Genomic DNA, 19,566 nt, shown 5'->3' on the forward strand with positions numbered 1-19,566 from the left:
CGACGTGAGCCATGCCCAGCCCCGATCCCCATTCCCCAATCATCGTCTGGTTCCGGCGCGATCTCCGCCTCGCCGACCATCCGGCGCTCGCCTTCGCCGCGGCGACGGGCCGGCCGGTCCTGCCAGCCTATATCCTGGACGAGGCCACCGACGGGCCGCAAGGCGCCGCCGCGCGCTGGTGGCTGGAACGAAGCCTGGCGTCGCTCCGCCGCGACCTTGCCGCTCTCGGCGCGCCCCTGGTGTGCCGGCGGGGGCCGCCGGCCGGTGTCCTGGCCGAATTGGCGAAGGTGGCCGGTGCCGGTCTCGTCGTTTTCAACGCCGCGCTCACGCCCAAGGCCCGGACGCGGGATGCCGAGGTCACCACGCAACTGGCGGCGGCCGGCATCGCCTGCCAAACCCTGGCTGGCGATCTCCTGTTCGAGCCGGGGCAGCTCCGCAACCGCACGGGTGGCGCCTTCAAGGTTTTCACGCCGTTCTGGCGCGCCTGTCTTGCGGCGTCCTCGCCGGCCCGGCCCCTGCCTGCCCCCGCCCGAATTCGCGCCGCCGCCCCTGTCCGAGGCGAAGACCCGGCCGCCTGGGGCCTGTCACCCCGGGCGCCCGACTGGGCGGCCGGCTTCGCCGAGTGGTGGACACCCGGCGAGGCGGCGGCCCGCGACCGGCTGGCCGAATTCGTCGGCGGCACCCTGGCGGGTTACGCCCGCGTGCGCGACCGGGTCGACCAAGAGGGGACATCGCGCCTGTCGCCCCACCTGGCCTTCGGGGAGATCGGCCCGCGCCAAATCTGGCACGCGGTCGAGACGGCGCGGGCAGCCGCCCCCGGGCTCGAGGCCGGCGCCGAGCGCTTCCTGGCCGAAATCGGCTGGCGCGAATTCGCCCATCACCTGCTGGCGGAAGCGCCCGACATGGGATCGCTGCCGTTGCAGCCCGCCTTCGCCCATTTCCCCTATGCCGAGGATACGGCCGGGCTGCGCGCCTGGCAGCGCGGGCGGACCGGCTATCCCATCGTCGACGCCGCCATGCGCCAGCTCTGGCAGACCGGCTGGATGCACAATCGCCTGCGCATGATCGCCGCCTCCTTCCTGGTCAAGGACCTGCTGCTGCCCTGGACCGCGGGGGAAGCCTGGTTCCGCGACACGCTGCTCGACGCCGATCCCGCCAACAATGCCGCGGGCTGGCAATGGGTGGCCGGCTGCGGCGCCGACGCCGCCCCCTATTTCCGCGTCTTCAACCCGGTGCTCCAGGCCGGGAAATTCGATCCCGACGGCGCCTTCACCCGCCGCTTCGTGCCCGAGCTGGCGGCCCTGCCCGCGCCCGCGATCCATAGCCCCTGGCGCCATCCGGACCTTTTGGCGCGCCACGGCATCCGTCTCGGCCGGGACTATCCGGCCCCGATCGTCGACCACGACACCGCCCGCCGCCGCGCCCTCGCCGCTTTCGCCGACATCAGGACCGGAGCTTTCGCATGAACCAGCGTCTTCGCATCGCCGTCGTCGGCAGTGGCATCGCCGGCCTCGGCACCGCCTGGTTCCTGCGCGACCGGCACGACGTCACCCTCTATGAAAAGGACGCGCGGCCCGGCGGCCATGCCCATACGGTGACGGTGCCTTGGCGGGGTCGCGGAATCGCCGTCGATACCGGCTTCATCGTCTACAACGAGGTCAACTACCCCCTTCTGACCCGGCTCTTCGCCGAACTCGGCGTCGCGACCAAGCCAAGCAGCATGAGCTTCGCCGTCTCGGCCGGGGACGGCACCCTCGAATGGGCGGGCGACAACCTGGGCAAGCTGTTCGCCCAGAAGCGTAACCTGCTGCGCCCAGGCTTCCTCGCCATGTTGCGCGATGTGCTGCGGTTCAACCGCGATGCACCGGAAGACCTGGCAGCCGGGCGGCTCGCCGGCCTCAGCCTGCGCGACTATGTCGCCCGGGGCGGTTATGGCGAGCAGTTCCGGCGCCACTATCTGCTGCCCATGGGGGCGGCGATCTGGTCGACCCCGGTCGCCGACATGGGCGACTTCCCAGCCGCGGCCTTCGTTCGCTTCTTCGAAAACCACGCCCTGCTGCGCGGCCTCCAGCGGCGCCACACTTGGCGTACCGTCGAGGGCGGCAGCCGGTGCTATGTGGAGAAGATCGCCGCCGGCCTGGGCGACCGGCTGCGCCTCGCCTGCCCGGTGGTGCGGGTCGAGCGGGACGCCTTCGGTGCCACGGTGGTCGACGCCACCGGCGGGCGGGCGCGCTTCGATGCCGTCGTCCTGGCCGCCCATGCCGACCAGGCGCTGGCCCTGATCGACCGCCCGACGGCGGTGGAGGCCGCGGTGCTGGGCGCCTTCCGCTATACGGCGAACCACGCCGTGCTGCATGGCGATGCCGCCCTGATGCCGCGGCGGCGTGCCGTCTGGTCGAGCTGGAACCATCTCTCCGGCACGGGCGAGACGGGTGCGGTCTCGCTCACCTATTGGATGAACCGGCTGCAGGGGATCGATCCGGCCTGCCCCCTCTTCGTGTCGCTCAATCCCCACCGCGCGCCGCGTGAGGAGCTGGTGTTCGGCCGCTATCACTATCGCCATCCGATGTTTGATGCGGCAGCGATTGCGGCACAGCAGCGCCTCGCCACGATTCAGGGCCGCGATCGCCTCTGGTTCGCCGGGGCCTGGTGCGGCAACGGCTTCCACGAGGACGGGCTCCGCGCCGGGGCCGCGGTCGCCGCGGCGCTGGAGACGCCGAGCTTCGCCGACGCGTTCCGCGAGGCCGCGGAATGAGTGCCGCCCTCTATCGCGGCTGGCTCTGGCACGGGCGCGTGCGGCCGCTCCGGCACCGCTTCCGCTACCGCGTCTTCACGCTGCTGCTCGACCTCGACCGGCTGGAAGAGACGGCGGCCCAATGCCGCCTGTTCGGCCACAACCGCTTCAATCTTCTGGCCTTCCACGACCGCGACCACGGCCCCCGCGACGGCACGGCGCTGCGCCCCTGGATCGAGGCGCGGCTCGCCGACTCCGGCCTCGGCACCGTGGCGGGCGGGCGGATCCGGGTGCTGTGCCAGCCGCGCCTCTGGGGTTTCGTCTTCGATCCCCTGACGGTCTATTTCTGCGACCGGCCGGAGGGCGGCTTGGCCGCCCTGGTCCTCGAGGTGAAGAACACATTCGGCGAGCAGCACGCCTATGTCCTGCCCGCGGGGCCGGACGGCGTAGCCGATGCGCGGCTGGCAAAGGCCTTCCACGTCTCGCCCTTCAACCCGATGGCGCAGACCTATCGTTTCTGGATCGCGCCGCCCGACGACCATCTTTCGCTGGCCATCGAGGTCGGCGATGCAGAAGGCCCGGTGATGCGCGCCGGGCTGACCGGCGGGCGCCGGCCGCTCACCGCCCGTTCGGTGCTCGCCGCCGTGCTCGCCCATCCGCTGATGACGCTCAAGGTGATCGCCGCCATCCACTGGCAGGCCTTGCGCCTGTGGACCAAGGGCGCGCCATTCCATCGCAAACCCCCTGCTGTCGGAGCCCCGCGATGAGCCTGACATCATCGATCGTCCCCACCTCCGAAAACCTGCCCACCCGTCTGATCGAACTGCCGGAGGCCCTGCGTCTGCCCGGCCTCGGGCTCTGGCTTCGCCTGCTGCTCCGGCTCGGCGCGCGGCTCGACTGCGGCACGTTGCTGCTGACCCTGCCGGACGGACGGACCGTGGCCTTGCGCGGCCAGCGCCCCGGCAGCGTCGCCGCCCTGACCCTGCACCAGCAGACCGCAGCGCGGCGCATCCTGCTGCGCGGCGGCCTCGGTTTCGCTGAATCCCATGTCGACGGCGGCTGGACGACGCCCGACCTCACCGCCCTCCTCGGCCTCATCGCGGAGAACCGCGCCCTGATCGGCGAGGCCGGCCAGGGCAAGCCCTGGATGGCCTTGCTCGCCCGCCTGGGCCAAGCGCTGAACCGCAACCACCGGCGCGGGGCGCGCCGCAACATCATGGCCCATTACGACCTGGGCAATGATTTCTATGCCGCCTGGCTCGACCCCGGCATGACCTATTCGGCCGCCGTCTTCGAGGCGACCGACGATCTTTTGGCGGCGCAGGAAGCGAAGTTCCGTCTGCTCGCCGACAAGCTCCGGCTCCGCCCGGACGACCATGTGCTGGAGATCGGCTGCGGCTGGGGCGGCTTCGCCGAACATGCGGCACGCGAGCACGGCGCCCGGGTTACCGCGATCACCCTGTCGCCGGCCCAATTCGACCATGCCCGGCGCCGCATTTTCGAGGCGGGCCTGGCCGAACGGGTGGAGATCCGCCTCCAGGATTACCGCGACACCCGCGGGCGTTTCGACAAAATCGCCTCGATCGAGATGTTCGAGGCGGTGGGTGAAGCCTATTGGCCGGTCTATTTCGGCCGCATCCGCGACCTCCTGGCCGAAGGCGGACGCGCAGCCCTCCAGGTCATCACCATCGCCGAGGCGCATTTCCCGCGTTATCGCCGCAGCATGGATTTCATCCAGAAGTATGTCTTCCCCGGCGGCATGCTGCCCTCCCCCTCGATCTTCGAGGCGGAAGCCCGCGCCGCCGGGCTGAATCCCGAGGCGGTCACGCGCCACGGTCCCGACTATGCCCGCACGCTGAAACAGTGGCGCGAGCGCTTCGAGGCGAGCTTCGAGCGGATCCGGGGACTGGGCTTCGACGATCGCTTCCGCAGGTTGTGGACCTATTACCTGGCCTATTGCGAGGCGGGCTTCCGCACCGGCAGCACCGATGTGATCCAGGTCACCCTGACGCGGGAGATCGGCGAACGGTCCGTCGTTTCACCCCTATCCCCTTCGGCGGGATAACCGTTATGCTCGGCGCCCTGCCCCGGTGCGGGGCCGCCTTGTTCATTCTGCTGCAGGCATATCCGAAGCGTGGTCGATAAATCTCCTGCCCATCTTCCGGCCGTCCAGGTCTGGCTCTACGGTCTGCCTGCCCTCGCCCTCACCGCCGTCGGCGTTCCGCTGCTGCTCTACCTCGTGCCCTTCTACACCGAGGACAAGGGCCTGAACCCGGAAGTCGTGGGCGCCGTCCTGTTCGGCGTGCGCCTGGCCGACGCCGTCTTCGACCCGACCTTCGGCTCGATCTCCGACCATGTGCGGACACGCTGGGGCCGGCGCCGGCCCTGGCTGCTGGTCGGCTCGATCCTGCTCATGGTCTCGATCTGGCACGCCTTCATGCCCCCTCAAACGGTGAGCTGGCAGTATTTCCTGTTCTGGATGGTCGCCCTTTATGCGTCCTGGACCATGGTGATCGTGCCCTATGTCGCCTGGGGTGCCGAACTGACCGGCAATTTCGACGAGCGCACCCGGATCGCCGGCATTCGCGAAATCTTCCTGCTGGTCGGCACTGTGATGGCGGCCGGCGTACCGACGATCCTTAAGGCCTTCGGCATCTCGGGCCAATCCGCAACCATGGAGACGATCGGCCTCTTCGTCGTCGTCGGCCTGCCGATCACGATCGCCCTCGTCTTCTGGAAGGTGCCGGAGCCGACGCTGATCGCCGGGCAGGCTCATCACGGCTGGCGCGAGAGCGTCGCTGCGATCCGCAAGAACGGGCCGTTTCTGCGCCTGATCACGGCCTTCCTGCTGAACGCCACGGCACAGGCCATGGTGGCGACGCTGTTCTTCTTCTATGTGAAATTTATCCTGCAGGACCCGGGCCATGGGCCCATGCTGCTGCTGACCTATTTCCTGTCCGGGATCACGGCGGTGCCGCTCTGGATGCGCCTCGCCGAACATTTCGGCAAGCACCGGACCTGGGCCTTTTCGATGATCTCCTCGGCCGGCGTCTTCCTGATCACACCCTTCCTCGGCGCGGGCGACGTCTGGATCTTCTTCGCCATCACGGTGATCACCGGGGCGAGCCTGGGCTGCGACCAGATCCTGGCCTCGTCGATGCAGGCCGACGTGGTCGACATCGACTCGATCCGGTCCGGGCAACAGCGCGCCGGCCTCTATTTCGCGATCTGGAACATGGTGACCAAGATGGCGGGCGGCATTGCGGCGGGCATCGCCCTGCCGCTGCTCGGCGCCTTCGGCTTTTCGGCGGCGGCCGAGCCGGCGGCCAACCCGCGGGGTGCCATGATCGCCCTCGTCGTGCTCTTCGCCGTGGTGCCACCGCTGCTCCGCCTCGCCTCGGTCAGGATCATCTGGCGCTACCCGATCACGCGCGAGCGCCATGCCCGCCTGCGCGCCATGCTGGAGCGCAAACTGGCCCGGCAGGCCCAGTCGGCGGCCGAAAAGGCCTGACGCCGACACTGGGCCCCGAGGCCGGTCCCTCAGTGCTTGTGACCGTTGTCGGTGGTCAGGGCGCCGACCGCCGCACCGCCGGCTGCGCCGACCAGGGCGCCGGTCACGGCACTGCCGCCGGTCACCGCGCCGATCAGGGCACCCGCACCGGCACCCAGGGCACCGCCCGAAAGGGCACGCTGCTCGCGCCGGTCGAGGCCGGAACAGGCGCCGAGGCCGAGCGTGGCCATCAGGAAAACGGTCGTCAGGGTCGTGGTCTTGCGCATTGTACAGGCTCCTTGCACAGTCGTTACCGTCATGCCTCAGAGGGCGCTTTCGCGCCCCTCCCCCCTTTCAGACCCCGATGGACCAACGGCGAAACGCCGCCATGGTTCCCGCTTTCGAGACAGCCCCCCGATGGACCGCCGAGTCGACTGCATCTCCTATGAAATCGTGCATCGGGGCTTCTACCCGAAGTCGGTGCTGCACCTGCGCTTCCGCCGCTTCGACGGCACCATGAGCGAGGAAATCAGCCGCGACATGCTGGAACAGGGCCGCGCCGCGGTGATCCTGCCCTACGATCCCGCCCGGGACGAAGTCCTGCTGATCGAGCAATTCCGCCCCGCCCCCCTGTTGATGGACGAGGATCCCTGGCTGTTCGAAGCGGTGGCCGGGCGCGTCGAAGAAGGTGAAGACCCGGCCGCCACGGCGCTTCGCGAAGCGGTCGAAGAAGCCGGCATCGAGATCGAGGCGGTCGAACCCGCGGGCATCGGCTATTCATCGCCCGGCTGCCTCAAGGAACTGGTGATCCTCTATGTCGGGCGCTGCAGGCTCGAGGGCGTCGGCGGCGGCACCCACGGCCTCGACCACGAAAGCGAGGACATCCGCGTCCACGTCGTGCCCTTCGCCGAAGCGATGGCAATGGCGAAGGACGGCCGCCTGCGCAATCTGCCGTCCCTCGTCACCCTCTACCACTTGGCGCTGCACCGCGACGAGTTGCGCCGCCGCTGGGCTTGAGCTCTGCCGACAATGGACTTCCCCGGCGGGCGGCGAGGCTTCCGTCTACGGCTGCATCGAAGCGGCCGTTCGGCGCGCCCGGCCTGATGGAGATGATATCGAAGGAAAGGCGGTTTCACTCATTTCGAACCTCGGTCGTCCGCTGCGGATGATGATGCTCCCCCACGATCCGAAACCGGAACGCCCGAGGCGGTAAGCGCGATGACCGCAGGTTCACCCAGCCGAAACAGTGTCGCCATCGGAGCGAGCATCAAGCGCACCACGATGCCGCGAAGGAAACTATGGCGGCCCGCCAGCGACGACGCCAACTCCACGGCCAGCACGAGCAACCCGAGAACAGGCCGCATGAAAACAGTCATCTCGCTCACGAGCCCGCGCTCGTCGAAACGCAGCAGGTTGGCTTCCTCGATATGGTGCCGCCCGACGCGGCCGCGCCAGAAGACCACGCAGCTTCGACCTTCGCCGATCGTCTCGTAGAAGCGGATGCCACTGATGACGTCGAAGATTCGGCGGAAGAGATCCGATGCCTGTTCGACGCCTTCGAAGCGCACGCGCTGCGTGATCGGCGAACGGACCACGATGTCGGGGGCAAAGCAGGCGATCACCGCTTCGACGTCGTGCCGCTCCTGAGCCGAGATGAACGTCTGCAGCGACGCCGCTGACTTATCCTCGAGCATCTTGTCGCTCATGGCGATGTTGAGGCTAGAGCATCGGCCTCCCCAGGTGGGTTGGCAAGACTGCGCCGACCGACCTGTGCGCCATTGGCGGACGAGGGTTACGAGGGCGATGCGGTCCGCCGGAGCCTGTCGCTGCGTGGCACCCTGACGGTCGCTCGCCCCGGTCGGGTCTCGGCCTCCGGCCCTTCCCGGAACGTTAAGCCCTGTGGGACAGCGCTTCTCGCGGCGGACCGGTGCCCGGCATGCCGGACACCGTTAGCCCTCTATTTCGCCAGGCGGCGCAGATTGCCGGGAGTGAAATAGCCCTCCTCCGGCTGCCAGGTGAAATCGATGTCCTTCTCTTCCTCGTTGTTCAGTCCGAGGGTCAGGTAGCGGTCGTTCTGCAGGTCGTAGAGCACTTCGGTCGTGTAGAACGGCACGGTCGCCTGCGAGAACTGCATCAGGTGCCCCTCGCCGACCCGCCACAACGCGCCTCTGCCGTCGTAGTGGTCGACCGCGAGGGTCGACCAGCTGTCCTCGTCGAGATAGAACACCCGCTTCGAATAGACATGCCGCAGGCCGGGCTTCAGCGTCGCCTCGACCACCCAGACCCGGTGCAGCTCGAAACGCAGCAGGTCGGGGTTGAGGTGATTGGGCTTCAGGATGTCGGCATAGCGGTTGTTCCGCGAGTCGATCCGATAGGCGTTATAGGGGACATAGAACTCCTTCCGTCCCACCAGCTTCCAGTCGTAGCGGTCGATCGCGCCGTTGAACATGTCGTAGTTGTCGGTGGTGCGGGCGCCGTCCGCCGCCGTTCCCGGATTGTCGTAGGCGACTTCCGGCGCGCGCAGCACGCGCCTGAGGCCGGCGTTGTAGACCCAGGATTGGCGCGGTTCCTTCACCACGTTGATCTTGTCGACGACGAGGAGGACGGTGCCGGCGAGGCGCTGCGGCGCCAGCACGTTCTGGATCGCGAAGAACAGATTGTTGGCATTCTCCGGCGTGTCCGGAATCGCCGCCTTGAACTGGAACAGATCGTTGATCACGACCGGCAGGAATGAGCCGTCGCGCTGCACCACCGACTGCGTCATGATCCGGTTCAGGGTCCGGCCGCGATAGCGCACCAGGTGGTTCCAGATCGCCTCCTGCCCCGTCTGCGGGATCGGGAAGGGCACGGGCGACAGGCCGAGACCGTCGATGCCGTTGCCGTCGTCGACCAGTTCCGCCTTGGTCGCCTGGGCCTTGATCACGGCATAGATGTCCGCCGGCAAGGCGCTGCTGCGCCGGGTCCGATAGATGTTCAGACGGTAGGACTCGGGGAAGCGGGCCAGCATGGCCTGTTCGCCGGCCGTCAGCTTGTCCTTGTATTGCGCCATGTTGGCCGCCGTGATCGCGAACAGCGGCTTGTCGTCCGGATAGGGATCCGCCTCCGAGAGGCCGGGAACGGTACCCGGCACTGGTGCGGTGATGCCGCCCTCATAGGGTGGAATGCTACCGTCGGCGTTACCCGCCTTGATCGCCCCGACCGGGGTGAGATCGGCGCCGAGCCGGGCCGCTTCCTGCTCGGTGATCCTGGCTTGGGCCGGAACCGAAGCCACCAGGCAGCCGATGGCGAGCGCGAGGCGCAATGCCTTCTTGTTCATCTCTGTTCCTCCCGCAATCGCTCAGAATCGCACACTGGCGCTGACCGACAAGAAGTCGCGGTCCTTGCCGTAGTTGTAGTCGCCACCGAAGAAACTGGTCCAAGAAGCCCCCAAGCTATAGGCCTGGTAGTCGAAGTCGACACCGACGCCGAGCGCCATCCGCCCCTCGGAATAGGTTCCGTCGCTGGCGTAACCCGACAGGTCGTGCGACCAGGACACGAACGGCTTGGCGTTGATCCCGAGGAAGAGGTCGGGATAGTCGAAGGTGGCACGCGCCCGGTACCCCCACGAGAAATCGGTGACGAAGCCGTCGTCGGCGCATTTCTTGGGCACGGCCGCGCTGCAGATGCCGTTGTAGGTGGCCGAGCCGAAGACCGTGGGCCGGCCGTAACGCCGGTCATCCCGCAAGCCACCGAGGAATTCGGTGCCGATTTCGCCGAGCAGGCTGATGCTGCCGGCACCCAGCATGGGCGGGAAGACCTTCAGGAAACTGACCTGCGCCCGCGTCTGCCGCGCATCGTCATAGCCCGGGAACAAGGCTCCGAAGGGCAAGGCCGCGGCGACCGGCGACAGCGGCGACGACGGCGAGGCACCGCCGGTCAGGAAGGCGACCAGCAGGTCGTTGGCATTGAGGGCGACCGGCGCGCTCGGCCGGTAGCTGACTTCGCCGTAAACCGAGACGCCCTCGACCGCCGTCGCGAAACTGAGGCCGTAGAGCTTGATGTCCTCGGGATAGTCGACGCGATAGCCGAAGTTGCCGCTGGCACCCGGGATATAGGGGCCGCCGTTGGTCGCCGTGTGCTTCGTCACGCTGATGAAGGGGGTCCGGCTGTGGTAGTTCATGAAATAGGCGCCGAACTCGACGTCCGTCGGCCGGCTGTAGTAACGCATCGCGAAACCGAACTGGCCGTCGTCGCGTGGCTCGATGTCGTCGCCACGGGCCAGGATCATGTTGGTCGTCGCGTCGTTCTGGGCGGCACTGATGGTCAGGCCGTTGCATCCCTTGGCGACGCCGTCGATGGTCGAGAAGAAGGTGCCGCAGCCATCGATCACGGTGGGCAGCCATTCGAGCTGGTAGAAGGCTTCGAGGCTCAGGTCTTCGGTCACGCCGAGGTCGGCGAAGACGAGCCCGACCGGCATCAGGCCCTCCTTGATCTCGGCGCCCGGGCGGCGGAAGGCGCTGACGTCGATCGGATTGATCGAGTTGATGCCGCCGCCGATGAAGGTCGACTCGCCCCAGCTCACCACCTGGCGCCCGACCCGCAGGTCGAGCGGCATCGAACCGACGTCGAACATGCCGTAGACATAGGCGTCCAGCAGCGAGACGCCCTTCACCTGGGCCAGCGTGTCGAAACCGCTGTCGTCGAGCGTCTGGCCGCTGCGATTGTGATTGACGATGTTGCCGTGCGGCCGGTCGCCCTGGTCGAGCTCATAGTCGTACCAGGCCTTGGCGCTGAAGTTGGCGCCGAAGTCGCCGTAGCGGAACTTCACTTCGCCGAGCGCCTTGAGCGGGCTCGAAACGACGTCGCCCCGATCGAAATTCAAGGAAGCATCGTCGAAGGCACTGGACGATGCGGTGCCGCCAGGCGCGTTGCCGGCGGCGATGAATTCCAGGTCCGGCTTGTCGGTCCGGATCATCACGCCGGCGCTCACCACCGCCGAAACCGACACGTCGACATCACCGATCTTGAAGGTCTCGGCTTCCGCCCCACCCGGTCGGATCAAGGCACAAGCGGCCACAGCCGCCGCCAATATGGCACGGTTTTCCATCGGACGCCTCCCCAGGGCAATTTTGCCCGGCCCCTAATTTCGGCTGCTAACCACAGCCGTCTTCGTTGTTTCGGGGGCACAAAGGCCCGCCCTAATCGGTTTGGACGATGCACCCCCGCCACAAGTCTGATGAAAGCCAAAATGAATGCAATTCATTTCTTTTTCCTGTTGTCCGGCCGTTTCCGCCGCCACTGGCGACAGCTCGGCAGCCTCCACGCTTGAACCGGCCAGGGCTGGCGTTTAGGTTCAGGGCCTTCGGCAGTTCTCGTTCGGAAAACGCGGCCCATGGCGATTCGCAGCGGTTTCATCGACAGCATCGGCAACACCCCCCTGATCCGGCTGCGCGCCGCGTCGGAGGCGACCGGCTGCGAGATCCTGGGCAAGGCGGAATTCCTCAATCCCGGCGGTTCGGTGAAGGACCGCGCCGCCCTCTCGATCGTGCGCGACGCGGAAGGGCGCGGCCTGCTCCGCCCCGGCGGCGTGATCGTCGAGGGCACGGCGGGCAATACCGGGATCGGCCTCGCCCTGGTCGGCGACGCGCTCGGCTATCGCACCGTGATCGTGATGCCCGAGACCCAGTCCCAGGAAAAGAAGGACATGCTGCGCCTGGCCGGCGCCGACCTTCGCCTGGTGCCGGCGGTGCCCTATGCCAACCCGATGAACTACGTCAAATATTCGGGCCGCCTCGCGGAAGAGATCGCAGCCTCCGAGCCGAACGGCGCCATCTGGGCCAATCAGTTCGACAATATCGCCAACCGCCGCGCCCATTTCGAGACCACGGGGCCGGAAATCTGGGCCGATACAAAGGGCAAGGTGGACGGTTTCGTCTCCGCCGTCGGCTCGGGCGGTACGCTCGCGGGCATCGCCATGTATCTGCAGCAGATGAACCCCGCTGTGAAGGTCGCCCTGGCCGATCCGCCGGGTGCCGCCCTCTACAGCTATTACACGACCGGCGTCCTCAAGTCGGAGGGCGGCTCGATCACCGAAGGCATCGGCCAGGGCCGCATCACCGCCAATCTCGAAGGCCTGAAGGTCGACACCGCCTATCAGATCCCGGACGAGGAATCGCTGCCCGTCGTCTTCGGCCTCCTGAAGCACGAGGGGCTCTGCCTCGGCGGCTCGACCGGCGTCAATGTCGCCGGCGCCATCCGGCTCGCCCGTGAGCTCGGCCCGGGGCACACGATCGTCACCATCCTGTGCGACGGTGGTGCACGCTATCAGAGCAAATTGTTCAACCCGGAATTCCTGAAGGCGCGCAATCTGCCCGCGCCCGACTGGCTTTGATAAAAACGAACAGACGAATTCGGAGCAGCTTCGATGCCGAACGAGACAGGCCTGGTTTCCACCGAATGGCTTGCCGACCATTTGAATGCGCCGGACGTCCGCGTGGTGGACGCATCCTGGTACCTGCCCGGTGCCAATCGTGATCCCAAGGCGGAATATACGGCCGGTCATATCCCCGGCGCCGTGTTCTTCGATATCGACGAGATCGCCGACCTGACCTCGCCGCTGCCCCACATGCTGCCGCCGGTGGAAAAATTCTCCGCCCGGGTGCGCAAGATGGGGCTCGGCGACGGCAACCGGATCGTCGTCTACGACGGTGGCGCCCCCTTCGCCGCGGCCCGTGTGTGGTGGATGTTCCGCGCCTTCGGCCATGACGACGTCATGGTGCTGGACGGCGGCTTCGCCAAGTGGAAGGCCGAAGGCCGCCCGGTCGACGACCTGCCGCCAGCCCCTCGCGAACGCCACTTCACCGCGCGCCAGAACACCATGCGCGTGCGCGACTTCGACCAGGTGCGCCAGAACCTGGTGACCCACCGCGAGCAGGTGGTCGACGCGCGGAGCCGCGGTCGCTTCGACGGTACCGAGGCGGAACCCCGTCCCGGCCTGAAGCGTGGCCATATTCCCGGCTCGATCAACCTGCCGGCAGCCGAGATGCTGGATCCCGAAACCGGCATCTTCCTGTCGCGCGACGCCCTCGCCGAAAAGATCCAGGCGGCCGGCATCGATCCGACCAAGCCGGTGATCTGCAGCTGCGGTTCGGGCGTCACGGCGGCGATCGTTATGTTGGCGCTGCATGAGATCGGCGCCCGCAACCTCGCCCTCTACGACGGTTCCTGGGCCGAATGGGGTGCCCGGGCCGACGCGCCGATCGAGGTCTGACCGGCGACGTGACCGAGGAGAAGCCGCCGGCCGACTGGGTTCCGGAAGCCGGCCCGGCCGTCACCAGCCGGATCACCTATCTCGAAATGGCCGAGCGCCCGGCGCCCCGCCGGGCGCCGCCGCCCCTCACCCCCCATGCCCTGATGCGGGTCGAGGAGCCGCCGCCGGCCTATTTCCGCTGGCTCTACCATTACGTCGGGCGCGACTGGATGTGGCTGGACCGCCGGCGCTGGGACGACGAACGCCTGGCCGCCCATCTCGCAGCCCCCGGCTACGGCCTCTATGTCCTGCATCTGGCCGGTGCACCGGCCGGCTTCTTCGAACTGGTGCCGCACGACGGCGGCACCCGGATCGACCTCGGCCTGTTCGGCATCGCCCCCAGTTACATCGGGCGCCGCCTCGGCCCCTTCCTGCTCGACCAGGCGATCCAGCTCGGCTGGGAACGCGGCCCGGCGCGCATGACGGTCGACACCTGCACCCTCGACCATCCGAAGGCGCTGGTGCTCTACCAGCGCTTCGGCTTCACGCCCTATGCGACGCGCGAACGTCTGGTGTGGCCCGCCGGCCCGACGCTCCGCAAGGCGTATTAGCTCAGGCGTCCGCCTGCTGCTCCAGGCGGCGGCGGAAGGGGTGCGCCGGGTAACTGCCCAGGATCTTCACATCGGTCGAGAAGAAGGCCAGTTCCTCGAAGGCGAGTTTCACCGCCCGGTCCTCGGGATGGCCTTCGATGTCGGCATAGAACTGGGTCGCCGTGAAGCTGCCGCCGATCTGATAGGACTCGAGCTTGGTCATGTTCACGCCGTTGGTGGCGAAACCGCCCATCGCCTTGTAGAGGGCGGCCGGCACGTTGCGCACCCGGAACACGAAGGTGGTGATGGTCGGCCCGCCCGGGGGCGGATCGTCCCGTTCGCGCGAGAGGATGATGAAGCGGGTCGTGTTGTGGGCAGCGTCCTCGACATTGGCGGCGACGATGTCGAGATCGTAGATCTTGGCCGCCAGGCTCGAGGCGATGGCGCCGATCGAACGGTCGTTCCACAGCGCCACGTCACGCGCCGCCCCCGCCGTATCGTCATGAACCACCGGGGTCAGATTGTGCTGGCGCAGCAGGTTGCGGCACTGGGCGAGTGCCATCTGGTGGCTGTGCACCGTCTTCAGCGTCTCGAAGCTGGCGCCGTGGGGAGCCAGGAGCTGGTGCCGGATGCGCAGGAAATATTCCCCGACGATATAGAGATTGGCGCCGGGCAGGAGCTGATGGATGTCGGCGACGCGGCCGGCCAGCGTATTCTCGATCGGAATCACGCCGAATTTCGCCGTGCCGTCCTGGATGGCGCCCAAGGCCTCGTCGAAGGTCGGGCAGGCCAACGGCACCGCCTCGGGGAAGAGTTCGGTCAAGGCCTGGTGGGAGAAAGCCGCCGGGGCGCCCTGATAGGCGACGATGCTGGTGCCGACGCGGGCGGGATCGTAAGTCATTCAGTCACGGCCTTCGATGATGGCGCAGGGGCGGCCCGAATCAGCGCGTGGTCGACGGCCGGACGGCACGTCGACGCCATGCGGGCACGAATGACGACGATCGTGGAAGGCATGTTCTGCGACCAGACATCAAAGCGACCCGACTGCAATTTCCGAACCACGGGCAATGGAAACCATTGGCGTCCGCCGGCCACTGCGGCAACATGACACGGCGAAGATCGCGCCACTTGCCGGCAGTTTCCGACGTGATAGCGCGACCTTATACGGGTTGCGCCTTTTGCTTGGAAGCGGCTAATCTCCGCGCGCTTGTCGGGGCATGGTCGCCCAGGACTCAAGGCACCCTGGACGTAGGGGACGAGGGCACATGGATTCCTTCGAGTTCAACAAAATCGCCGGTGCTGTGCTGGGCAGCGTGCTGGCACTTCTGGTGATTTCCAATGTCGGTGACGCCCTGGTGTCGCCCAAGCCGCTGGACAAGTCCGTCTATGTGGTCGAAGGCGTCGAGACCGAGGGCGGCGGTGCCGCCGCGACCGCGGCCGCGCCGGTCGTGGAAGCCGATCCGCCGATCGCGACCCTGCTCGCCACGGCCTCGGTCGAGAACGGCCAGAAGCAGTTCGCCAAATGCGCGGCGTGTCATACCGCCGGCAAGGGCGAACCGGCCAAGGTCGGCCCCAACCTCTATGGCATCGTGGGCAACAAGCACGCCCATATGGAAGGCTTCGCCTATTCCGACGCCATGAAGGCCCAGGCCGGCAATTGGGACTACGACAAGCTCTATGTCTTCCTGCGTAGCCCGAAGGATGCCGTCCCCGGCACCAAGATGGGCTTCGCCGGCCTGAAGAAGCCGCAGGAGCGCGCCGACCTGATCGCCTACCTGCGTTCGATGGCGGACAGCCCGGTTCCGCTGCCCTGATCGCCCGTTGCCGGGCAGGGATCGATGATCACCCGTCGCCTCCTGCTCGGCTCCATGGCCGCAGCGCCCCTTCTCGGGGTGCTGCGCCTTCGGCCCGCTGAGGCCGCCGGCGCTGCCCATGGCATCGCCATCTATGACGACCTGAAATATCCGGCGTCCTTCCCGCATTTCGACTATGTCCGGCCCGACGCCCCCAAAGGCGGCGAATTGCGCCTGGGCGTGCTCGGCTCCTTCGACTCGCTCAATCCCTTCATCGTGATGGGCGATGCCGCGGCCGGCGCCGGTTCGATCTATGACACGCTGACCGTCCAGGCCTCCGACGAACCCTTCTCCGAATACGGCTTGCTGGCCGAGACGATCACGGTCGGGCCCGAGCGCGGCTTCGTCGAATACAAGCTCCGCACGGAAGCGCGGTTCCACGACGGCAAGCCGGTCACCGCGGCCGACGTCGTCTTCAGCTTCGAGATGCTGAAGACCAAGGGCGACCCCTTCTATCGCAGCTATTACGCCAATGTGGCCAAGGTCGAAGCCTCGGGCGATCATGTCGTCCGCTTCACCTTCGACGGCACCGGCAACCGCGAACTGCCACTGATCATGGGCCAATTGCCCGTGCTGCCGCGCCACTTCTGGCAGGGCCGCGATTTCACCAAGGCGAGCCTCGACGTACCGCTGGGCAGCGGCCCCTATCGGATCGGCAAGGTCGATCCCGGCCGCACCCTGGTACTCGAACGGGTGGCGGACTATTGGGGTGCCAATCTCGCCGTGAACTTGGGGCGGGACAATTTCGACAGTCTCCGCTTCGACTATTTCCGCGACGAGACGGCCAATCTCGAAGCCTTCAAGGCGGGCGCCGTCGATGTCCGTCAGGAGCGCATCGCCCGCCTCTGGGCCACGGCCTACGACTTCCCGGCAGTCGCCGACGGCAAGGTGAAGAAGCTGGAACTGCCGGATCACACGCCGGCCGGAATGCAGGGTCTCGCCCTCAACATCCGCAAGCCCAAGTTCCAGGACCGCCGGATTCGCCAGGCCCTCGGCCTCGCCTTCGATTTCGAATGGTCGAACAAGGCGCTGTTCTACGGTGCCTATAAGCGGACCGAGAGCTATTTCTCCAATTCCGAAATGGCCGCGACCGGCGTTGCCGAAGGTGCCGAACTCGCCCTGCTGGAACCCTTCCGCGACCGCCTGCCGCCGGAAGTCTTCGGCCCCGCCTACAAGGCGCCGGTCAGCGACGGTTCGGGCCAGGACCGCAACCTGCTGCGCCAGGCGAAGCAGCTCCTGACCGAGGCCGGCTGCAAGGTCGTCGACGGCAAGCTGAACGGGCCGGACGGCCAGCCGCTGGCGATCGAATTCCTGCTCGACGACGTCACCTTCGACCGCGTCCTCGGCCCCTATATCAAGAACCTCCAGCTCCTCGGCATTCAGGCGGCGACGCGGATCGTCGATCCGCCGCAATATGTCGTGCGCGCCAATAATTTCGATTTCGATGCGGTGATCGCGGTCTTCCCCCAGTCGCTCTCGCCCGGCAACGAGCAGCGCGAATTCTGGAGCAGTGGCGCGGCGGACCTGCAGGGCAGCCGCAACCTGATCGGCCTGAAGGATCCGGTGATCGACGCCCTGGTCGACCGCATCATCGGGGCGGACAGCCGGCCCGGCCTGATCGCCGCCTGCCGGGCGCTCGACCGGGTGCTGACCTGGGGCTTCTACGTGGTGCCGCAGTGGCACGCCGGGGTCTATCGGATCGCCGCCTGGGACCGCTTCGGCCGCCCGGACAAGCAGCCGCAATATGCCAGCGGTTTCCCCGATACCTGGTGGTATGACGCCACCAAAGCGTCGGCGATCAAGGGATAGCGCTTCCAAGCGGGCTTGCGCTTGCTATCATCCCGGCGATGTCGCGCCTGACCGTCAGACTGGCCCTCGCCACCGCCCTCGCCTTCGCCGCGGCGGTTCCCCTTCATGCTGAACCGCAGGCCGGCTTCTCGCCCTTCGGCGACCTCAAATATCCGGCCGATTTCAAGCATTTCGACTATGTCGACCCGGCCGCGCCCAAGGGCGGGCAGATGGTGCTGGCCTCCCTCGGCACCTTCGATTCGCTCAATCCCTACATCGTGCGCGGCGTACCCGTGACGGGCATGGAACTGACCACGGATTCGCTCATGGCCGCGAGTGCCGACGAACCCGACTCCTACTACGGCCTGCTCGCCGCCACGATCGATGTCTCGCCCGACTTCTCGACCGCGATCTTCAAGCTCCGGCCCGAAGCGCGTTTCGCCGACGGCAGCCCGGTGACTGCCGCCGACATCGTCTTTTCCGCCGGCGTGCTGCGCAGCAAGGCCGATCCCTCGTGGCGCCAGCGCCTGTCCGACGTCGCCTCGATCGAGGCGCCCGATCCCGCGACCGTGGTAGTCCATTTTGCCGCGAGCGAGCGGCGCACGATGCCGATCGCCATCGCCACCATGCCAGTCTTTTCCGCCGCCTGGTGGCAGGGCCGCGACTTCGCCTCGCCCGGGCTCGACGCCCCGCTCGGCTCCGGCCCCTATGCCGTGGGCGAGATCCAGCCCGGGCGCAGCATCACCTTCACCCGCCGGCCCGACTATTGGGCGGCCGCACTCCCGGTGAACGCCGGGCGATACAATTTCGACAGGATCCGGGTCGACTACTACCGCGACCGCGACATCCAGTTCGAAGCCTTCAAGGCCGGCGCCTACGACTTCCGCGAGGAATTCACCTCGCGCCTCTGGGCCACCGGCTATGCCGGCCCGGCCTTCGACCGCGGCCTGATCCAGCGAACCACCCTGCCCGACGAACGGCCGACCGGCATCCAGGCTTTCTTCCTGAACCTGCGCAAGCCGCGCTTCGACGATGTCCGGGTGCGCCGGGCGATCGGCCTCGCCTTCGATTTCGAATGGTCGAACAAGGCGCTCTTCTTCGGCGCCTATCAGCGCATGGCCTCGATCTTCGAGAATTCGCCCCTCGCCGCCCACGACTGGCCCGGCCCCAACGAACTCTCGATCCTGGAGATGTACCGCGGCCGGATCCCAGACGCCGTGTTCGGCGGCCCCTATGTCCCGGCGTCGACCGATGGCTCGGGCGAAATCCGTGAGCGCTTGAAGGTCGCGCGCGACCTCCTCGCCCAGGCCGGCTGGACGGTGAAGGACGGCAAGCTGGTCAATGCCGCGGGCGAGGTCTTTGAGATCGAATTCCTGGTCGACGAGCCTGTCTTCGCCCGCATCATCCAGCCCTTCCAGCAGAACCTGGAACGGCTCGGCATCCTCACCCACTACCGTGAGCTGGACCCGACCGGCTATCAGCTCCGCCTGCAATCCCACGATTACGACGTGGTCGGTGCGCGCTTCGCCCTGCCCTCGACCCCGACCACCGAATTGCGCGACCTCTGGGGTTCCGCCTCGGCCGACGTGCCGGGCAGCGAGAATCTGGGCGGGATCAAGGATGCCGTGGTCGATGCCCTGATCGAGCGAGTGGTCGCCGCCGACAACCGCCCGGAATATACCAATGCGGCCCATGCCCTGGACCGCGTAGTGATGTGGAACGACTATTTCATCCCGCAATATTTCTCGGACGTGCGCAAAATCGCCTGGTGGGACCGTTTCGGCCGGCCCGCCACCGCACCGGTCTATGACATCGGCAATGTCGACACCTGGTGGTTCGATCCGGCGCGCAGCGCTGCGGTCGACGCCGGAAAGGCGCCGTGA

General features: G+C 67.3%; 17 protein-coding genes. 12 read left to right on the forward strand and 5 right to left on the reverse strand.

Annotated elements, in window-relative coordinates; all coding sequences use genetic code 11:
- Positions 1–11: 11 nt before the first annotated feature.
- The 5 genes from WC493_RS07520 to WC493_RS07540 all read left to right on the forward strand — a co-directional run bounded on the left by WC493_RS07520 (position 12) and on the right by WC493_RS07540 (position 6,245).
- Positions 12–1,466, forward strand: coding sequence for a deoxyribodipyrimidine photo-lyase (locus tag WC493_RS07520; RefSeq protein WP_373064153.1), 1,455 nt, complete (start codon positions 12–14; stop codon positions 1,464–1,466).
- Positions 1,463–2,755 (forward strand): NAD(P)/FAD-dependent oxidoreductase, encoded by a 1,293-nt coding sequence (locus WC493_RS07525; protein WP_373064155.1) that lies wholly within the window; start codon positions 1,463–1,465, stop codon positions 2,753–2,755. The genes WC493_RS07520 and WC493_RS07525 overlap by 4 nt, the downstream gene beginning before the upstream one ends.
- Entirely contained in the window at positions 2,752–3,501 is a 750-nt protein-coding gene (locus WC493_RS07530; RefSeq protein WP_373064157.1) for a DUF1365 domain-containing protein, read from the forward strand. Before WC493_RS07525 ends, WC493_RS07530 begins: the two co-directional genes overlap by 4 nt.
- Positions 3,498–4,799 (forward strand): class I SAM-dependent methyltransferase, encoded by a 1,302-nt coding sequence (locus tag WC493_RS07535; RefSeq protein WP_373064159.1) that lies wholly within the window; start codon positions 3,498–3,500, stop codon positions 4,797–4,799. Before WC493_RS07530 ends, WC493_RS07535 begins: the two co-directional genes overlap by 4 nt.
- 69 nt (positions 4,800–4,868) lie before the next feature.
- On the forward strand, positions 4,869–6,245 hold the full coding sequence (locus WC493_RS07540; RefSeq protein ID WP_373064161.1) for an MFS transporter: 1,377 nt from the start codon (positions 4,869–4,871) through the stop codon (positions 6,243–6,245).
- Between the two features lie 29 nt (positions 6,246–6,274).
- Here WC493_RS07540 and WC493_RS07545 read toward each other — a convergent pair whose 3' ends face one another.
- The gene (locus tag WC493_RS07545; RefSeq protein ID WP_373064163.1) at positions 6,275–6,511 is read right to left on the reverse strand and encodes a hypothetical protein; all 237 of its coding nucleotides are present in this window, start codon (positions 6,509–6,511) and stop codon (positions 6,275–6,277) included.
- A gap of 130 nt (positions 6,512–6,641) precedes the next feature.
- Here WC493_RS07545 and WC493_RS07550 point away from each other — a divergent pair, with 130 nt between their 5' ends.
- Positions 6,642–7,241 carry an NUDIX domain-containing protein gene (locus WC493_RS07550; RefSeq protein WP_373064165.1) on the forward strand — a complete coding sequence of 200 codons (600 nt, stop codon included), beginning with the start codon at positions 6,642–6,644 and terminating at the stop codon, positions 7,239–7,241.
- 119 nt (positions 7,242–7,360) lie between these two features.
- On the opposite strand, the gene WC493_RS07555 is transcribed toward WC493_RS07550, so the two are convergent.
- From WC493_RS07555 to WC493_RS07565, 3 genes are all read right to left on the reverse strand, one after another.
- The gene (locus tag WC493_RS07555; RefSeq protein ID WP_373064167.1) at positions 7,361–7,930 is read right to left on the reverse strand and encodes a nuclear transport factor 2 family protein; all 570 of its coding nucleotides are present in this window, start codon (positions 7,928–7,930) and stop codon (positions 7,361–7,363) included.
- A 251-nt stretch (positions 7,931–8,181) separates the two neighbouring features.
- Positions 8,182–9,540: a DUF1329 domain-containing protein gene (locus WC493_RS07560; protein ID WP_373064169.1), complete on the reverse strand. Its 1,359-nt coding sequence runs from the start codon at positions 9,538–9,540 to the stop codon at positions 8,182–8,184.
- Positions 9,541–9,561: 21 nt separating this feature from the next.
- A complete protein-coding gene (locus tag WC493_RS07565; protein WP_373064171.1) occupies positions 9,562–11,310 on the reverse strand; it encodes a DUF1302 domain-containing protein in 1,749 nt (582 codons plus the stop codon).
- Positions 11,311–11,595: 285 nt separating this feature from the next.
- On the opposite strand from WC493_RS07565, the gene WC493_RS07570 reads away from it, so the two are divergent.
- From WC493_RS07570 to WC493_RS07580, 3 genes are read left to right on the forward strand one after another with little or no spacing between them, the layout of a single operon-like run.
- Complete coding sequence (locus WC493_RS07570; RefSeq protein WP_373064173.1) at positions 11,596–12,594, forward strand: cysteine synthase A; 999 nt, start codon at positions 11,596–11,598, stop codon at positions 12,592–12,594.
- Between the two features lie 33 nt (positions 12,595–12,627).
- Positions 12,628–13,473, forward strand: a complete 846-nt coding sequence (sseA, locus tag WC493_RS07575; protein WP_373064175.1) for a 3-mercaptopyruvate sulfurtransferase — start codon at positions 12,628–12,630, stop codon at positions 13,471–13,473.
- An 8-nt stretch (positions 13,474–13,481) separates the two neighbouring features.
- Complete coding sequence (locus WC493_RS07580; RefSeq protein ID WP_373064177.1) at positions 13,482–14,063, forward strand: GNAT family N-acetyltransferase; 582 nt, start codon at positions 13,482–13,484, stop codon at positions 14,061–14,063.
- Position 14,064: 1 nt separating this feature from the next.
- Here WC493_RS07580 and WC493_RS07585 read toward each other — a convergent pair whose 3' ends face one another.
- Positions 14,065–14,943 (reverse strand): prephenate dehydratase, encoded by an 879-nt coding sequence (locus WC493_RS07585; RefSeq protein WP_373064179.1) that lies wholly within the window; start codon positions 14,941–14,943, stop codon positions 14,065–14,067.
- Positions 14,944–15,307: 364 nt separating this feature from the next.
- Here WC493_RS07585 and WC493_RS07590 point away from each other — a divergent pair, with 364 nt between their 5' ends.
- Genes WC493_RS07590 through WC493_RS07600 form a run of 3 tightly spaced genes read left to right on the forward strand, consistent with a single transcriptional unit; the run spans position 15,308 to position 19,566 of the window.
- Positions 15,308–15,856 carry a cytochrome c family protein gene (locus WC493_RS07590; protein WP_373064181.1) on the forward strand — a complete coding sequence of 183 codons (549 nt, stop codon included), beginning with the start codon at positions 15,308–15,310 and terminating at the stop codon, positions 15,854–15,856.
- A 24-nt stretch (positions 15,857–15,880) separates the two neighbouring features.
- Positions 15,881–17,704, forward strand: coding sequence for an extracellular solute-binding protein (locus tag WC493_RS07595; protein ID WP_373064183.1), 1,824 nt, complete (start codon positions 15,881–15,883; stop codon positions 17,702–17,704).
- A gap of 38 nt (positions 17,705–17,742) precedes the next feature.
- Positions 17,743–19,566 carry an extracellular solute-binding protein gene (locus WC493_RS07600; protein ID WP_373064185.1) on the forward strand — a complete coding sequence of 608 codons (1,824 nt, stop codon included), beginning with the start codon at positions 17,743–17,745 and terminating at the stop codon, positions 19,564–19,566.

It is taken from the genome of Zavarzinia sp., assembly GCF_041650655.1.
Lineage (GTDB): Bacteria > Pseudomonadota > Alphaproteobacteria > Zavarziniales > Zavarziniaceae > Zavarzinia.